Below are 4,314 nucleotides of genomic sequence, written 5' to 3'. Positions count from 1 at the left end.
AAAGCTTCCTAATAAACTTTACTTTTTCTCAAAGAACCTAAATGTAGCATTGCTTCAAGCTCCTCCCGACTTAAATTGACAAATTTATCAATCACTTTAATGGTCGTAGATTTTGAGAATAGTAAAATAAAACCTGTAAATAGAGGGATTTTGAACCCAAATACCCCTATAAATAGCTTGTCCTATCATCAGATTTTACTATTGAGTATTTTTCCTCACAGTTTCTACATCTAGTTCTAGGAATTCTGCAATTTGCTCAATGCTCCATCCTAACTTCATGAGTTTGGGAATCGTTTTTAACTTTATCACTAGGGCACCTGCTAGCGCACCTTCCTCAAAACCTTCTTCAAAAGCTTCTTGATAAACTTTACTTTTTCTCAAAGAACCTAAATGTAGCATTGCTTCAAGCTCATCCCGACTTAAATTGACAAATTTATCAATTACTTTAACGGTGGTAGATTGTGGGAATAATACAATAAAATCTGTAAATAGAGGGATTTTGAACCCAAATACCCCTATAAATAGCTTGTCCTGTCACCAGATTTTACTGTTGAGTATTTTTTCTTACAGTTTCTACATCTAATTCTAGGAATTCTGCAATTTGCTCAATGCTCCATCCTAACTTCATGAGTTTGGGAATCATCTTTAACTTTGTCGCTAGCATACCTTCTTCAAAAGCTTCCTAATAAACTTTACTTTTTCTCAAAGAACCTAAATGTAGCATTGCTTCAAGCTCCTCCCGACTTAAATTAACAAATTTATCAATTACCACCGCTTTAATAAATTCTAAAACCTTTTTCTCCAAAGTGGTATCGGCTAATTCTTGTTGAGCTTGACCGAGCAACTGTCTAGCAAGTTCTCCAGTTTTTTCTTGGCTTTTCTTCTCGACTATTAAGCGCATCACTCCTACAGCTAGAGGTTGGTTAGGAATTTTTGCCAATTCATCCAGATAAAAGCAACGTAAATTGGTGAGAAAGAAATTCAAGTATCCAGGGAAATTCCCTTCATTACTTTTTGTGTCATAAATGACGACAGCATACCACTCTTCATTGGAAGGTTGATATTGAGTTAGATAAAGAATAATCTTTGCAGCCAATTGGTTGTAGAAATTATCATCTTTATAAGACTGAGCCTCGATAAAGTAAATTGGTTCATCTGAATAACCTTCAGGAGTTAAAAGCAATCCATCTAAACGAAATCCTCTCTGCTTAATTTCCGGAGCACTAAATTTGTATATGCTTGGGTCTTTTCCTGGTTGACCGATGAGTTCAAAGAATAATTCAGGGATTTCTTGGAAGATTTCATAGAAAACTGGATCGGCAGTCATGCTTTTTTGAAAATGAAATTATTAATGTATGAGTATAAGATAAATATTTATTATTTAATGATAGAATTATTTACCAATAATATTAATTTTTGGCAGTATGAAAATAGCTCCTGCCCAATTCCCAATCCCTAGTCCCCAGTCACTATTTTCAATAGAGAAACTAATTCACAAAAACCTTCACCCTCGCTTGCTGAGGTTATATAGGTGGGTTGATGCTTGAGTTGATTTCTATACTCCAGCACATTCGCTACACCTACAGAAATAGGAAAATAACGCTCATCAAATAAACTTTCATCGTTGGGACTGTCCCCAACAGTAACAACTTGTTCTGAGCTGTATTCGGGAAAGTACTCTCGCAATACTTTTAACAATCCAGGTGCTTTATCTTGCTGCTTTGGCTTGATATGGCATTGCACGTTGCTGTATGTAAATCCCCAACCCATCTCCTGGCAAAGTTGGCTTAAAGTTTGCAGCTCATTTGTACTTAAGCCTTTGACATCAAAAGTCCAGTCAGTTATGCGGAAGCGATTATCTGTGGATTCTTCAAGTAGCGGGAATTGAGTTTTTAACTGGTGAAAAGCATCAGCGAGTTGTTGACGGTGGATGTAATGGTCGTCTATGGGTACTAACGGAACTGGTGTATCGCTTCCGTTTGGGAAAAACAAACCACCATTTTCTGCTATAGCACCAATAATTGGTAAATAATAAGCTAAACCACTAACCCAGCCCGCACTTCTTCCTGTAACGATCGCAACTTGAATACCAGCCGCCGCTAAATCTTGCAACCCTTGCAACAAAGTACTGGTAAACTTTCCTCCCTTGGTTAGCGTACCATCCATATCAGTAGCAACCAGGCGAATGTTGGTAAAAGCTGATGAAGCATTAGTTAGGGGGAGGAGTCTTGGCATATGCGTAAAAAAAAAGCTACAAAAAACATTAACAACACCGCAATTTAGGATAGACGATTTGGGCATCCTAAGCATAAGGAATCTATTTCTGTGTTTGTAAATCATGTCCACCCTAGTGAGTGTTGTCCAATCCGCAAAGCCAAAACCTGTAACCACAACAAAGCCCGTACCCACTAAAGCTGCTCGAGAAGTTCAAACGAATGAGACTCAAATACTCACCCCAATCTTGGGGAGCGCTTCGGTAGGGCTAGCTTTGGTTGTTGTTGCTTTGATTGTATACGGCAAAATCCAGATTAAAAAACTGGAGAAAAAAATTAAGTTTGAACAGTTCCGCACGCGAGAACTAGACAAAAAGTTTAAGCTTGCCCTAGAGACTATTCGGAAAATGGAAACCAATCCCGATTTGATTAACTCGCGGGAGTTTAACCTGGATTATTTGCGAATGCGGATGTCAGAAGAAGTGTTTCATTTTGCGATCGTTAACCAAATTAAAATCCAGATTAAAGAAAAAATTTCTCAAGCACTCCGTCCCGGACAAGCCGATCGAGGCGTTGTGGGGATAGCAAGTACCAACGGACGACAAGTTGATGAAATGTTTGATGTAGAGTATGAAACTGGCAATGCGCCAAATGTTGTCAAACGTGTCCTGTTCCGCATCCAAATCCGGCTGATGAAGTTACCAACTCAACCAACTTCTGCCACAATCAGCCAAATCATTGACTGTGTTGAAAATTTCCTCAGCCCAGTTGATGACAATGATACTTGGCAACCAACCATTCAAGGACGCATTGCTTATATGCATTGGGATCAAAAAGCGAAACCCACTCCCTTGTTAGTTTTAGAACAATCCAATGAAGGCGTGAATGTGTCTTTCCGAACAAGTCGTCAGCCCAATGCTAATACTCCAGCACAGCAACCCGGACAACCAGAACCAAGTCAGCAAAAGCCTCCGAGTTCCTCTGGAAAGAAAAAATCGGCAAACAGTCAAAAGGTTTAAAAACCTCTGTTCCCTAGTTCCCACTCCCTAATCCCTACTCCCTACTTTACCTTGAGAATCACGGGCTAAAAGACCATCTTCCATTTCTACAATCCGGTCTGCTATGTCTAAAATACGGTTGTCGTGGGTCACTAATAATATCGACGTTCCCTGTTCTTTTGCTAGGCGCTGCATCAACTCCACGACATCTCGTCCCGATTGTTTATCCAATGCTGCTGTCGGTTCGTCGGCTAACACTAGTGATGGATTATTGACCAATGCGCGGGCGATCGCAATCCTTTGTTTTTGTCCTCCAGACAAATGCTCTGGATAGTAATTAATTCGTTCCCCCAACCCAACTGCTCTCAACATTGCTTCCGATTTAGCTCCGGCGTGTTGAGGAGAAACGTGCTGATTTAACTCCACTGCCATTTGCACGTTCTGTCTTGCAGTTAAAAATTCTAGCAAATTATGAGCTTGGAAAATATAGCCAATCTTACGTCGAATATTGACTAATTTGTTTTGGGTAGCTCTAAAAAGTTCTACATCTAAAAATTTTAGACTTCCTTCTTGTACCGATCGCAAACCCCCAATCAAACTCAGTAATGTTGTTTTTCCCGAACCTGATGGTCCAGTCATAATGACAATTTCACCTGGCAAAATTTCCAGATTTATATCAAATAAAATTTGTCTTTTTAAAGAACCTCTTCCATAATAATGATTCAGATTTTTGATAGAAATTACAGATCCTGGATACATAGTTTTCTGAAGGATAAAGGATAAAGGATAAATTATGAATTTTAAATTTTTCATAATTCATAATTTATGATTCATAATTTAAAAGATGTCTGCTGGGTCGGCAGAACGTAATTTTCGGACAGCGATCGCGCCTGAAATAAAACACATCATTATTGTCAAAATCAATACCATAACTGCTCTCTCCCCACTCATAAAAACCGGAAGAAGAGTTGCAGCCCTTGCCATATCGTATAAAAATAGAGTGACAGCTATTCCAGGCAGATATCCTAAAATTGCTAAAATTAACGCTTCTTGTAAAATAACAGTTAATAAATAATTTTGTGTATAACCTATTGCTTTTAGAG

At 38.6% G+C, this 4,314-nt stretch carries 6 protein-coding genes; 1 reads left to right on the top strand and 5 read right to left on the bottom strand.

What is annotated here, in order from left to right:
- Window positions 1–198: 198 nt before the first annotated feature.
- The 3 genes from ACKTT2_RS00530 to ACKTT2_RS00520 form a co-directional block, all read right to left on the bottom strand.
- A complete protein-coding gene (locus ACKTT2_RS00530; RefSeq protein ID WP_407882896.1) occupies window positions 199–399 on the bottom strand; it encodes a hypothetical protein in 201 nt (66 codons plus the stop codon).
- A gap of 283 nt (window positions 400–682) precedes the next feature.
- Window positions 683–1,327 (bottom strand): Rpn family recombination-promoting nuclease/putative transposase, encoded by a 645-nt coding sequence (locus ACKTT2_RS00525; RefSeq protein ID WP_407882894.1) that lies wholly within the window; start codon window positions 1,325–1,327, stop codon window positions 683–685.
- 128 nt (window positions 1,328–1,455) lie between these two features.
- Window positions 1,456–2,235 carry an HAD family hydrolase gene (locus tag ACKTT2_RS00520; protein WP_407882892.1) on the bottom strand — a complete coding sequence of 260 codons (780 nt, stop codon included), beginning with the start codon at window positions 2,233–2,235 and terminating at the stop codon, window positions 1,456–1,458.
- A gap of 103 nt (window positions 2,236–2,338) precedes the next feature.
- Here ACKTT2_RS00520 and ACKTT2_RS00515 point away from each other — a divergent pair, with 103 nt between their 5' ends.
- Complete coding sequence (locus ACKTT2_RS00515) at window positions 2,339–3,232, top strand: hypothetical protein (protein ID WP_407882890.1); 894 nt, start codon at window positions 2,339–2,341, stop codon at window positions 3,230–3,232.
- 27 nt (window positions 3,233–3,259) lie between these two features.
- On the opposite strand, the gene ACKTT2_RS00510 is transcribed toward ACKTT2_RS00515, so the two are convergent.
- Together ACKTT2_RS00510 and ACKTT2_RS00505 are read right to left on the bottom strand one after the other, a co-directional pair.
- Complete coding sequence (locus ACKTT2_RS00510) at window positions 3,260–3,970, bottom strand: DevA family ABC transporter ATP-binding protein (RefSeq protein WP_407882898.1); 711 nt, start codon at window positions 3,968–3,970, stop codon at window positions 3,260–3,262.
- Between the two features lie 78 nt (window positions 3,971–4,048).
- Window positions 4,049–4,314: FtsX-like permease family protein (locus ACKTT2_RS00505; RefSeq protein ID WP_407882888.1), on the bottom strand; the 266-nt coding region annotated here is incomplete at its 5' end.

Origin of the sequence: Scytonema hankhaensis NUACC26, from assembly GCF_045865695.1 — a bacterium.
Taxonomy (GTDB): domain Bacteria; phylum Cyanobacteriota; class Cyanobacteriia; order Cyanobacteriales; family Nostocaceae; genus Scytonema.
This window is presented reverse-complemented; position numbering and strand designations above follow the sequence as displayed.

Bases quoted from the DNA above. Each gene is read 5' to 3' on its own strand.
- ACKTT2_RS00520 (WP_407882892.1), bottom strand. From the start codon at position 2,235: ATGCCAAGACTCCTCCCCCTAACTAATGCTTCATCAGCTTTTACCAAC.
- ACKTT2_RS00515 (WP_407882890.1), top strand. From the start codon at position 2,339: ATGTCCACCCTAGTGAGTGTTGTCCAATCCGCAAAGCCAAAACCTGTA.
- ACKTT2_RS00525 (WP_407882894.1), bottom strand. From the start codon at position 1,327: ATGACTGCCGATCCAGTTTTCTATGAAATCTTCCAAGAAATCCCTGAA.
- ACKTT2_RS00510 (WP_407882898.1), bottom strand. From the start codon at position 3,970: ATGTATCCAGGATCTGTAATTTCTATCAAAAATCTGAATCATTATTAT.
- ACKTT2_RS00530 (WP_407882896.1), bottom strand. From the start codon at position 399: ATGCTACATTTAGGTTCTTTGAGAAAAAGTAAAGTTTATCAAGAAGCT.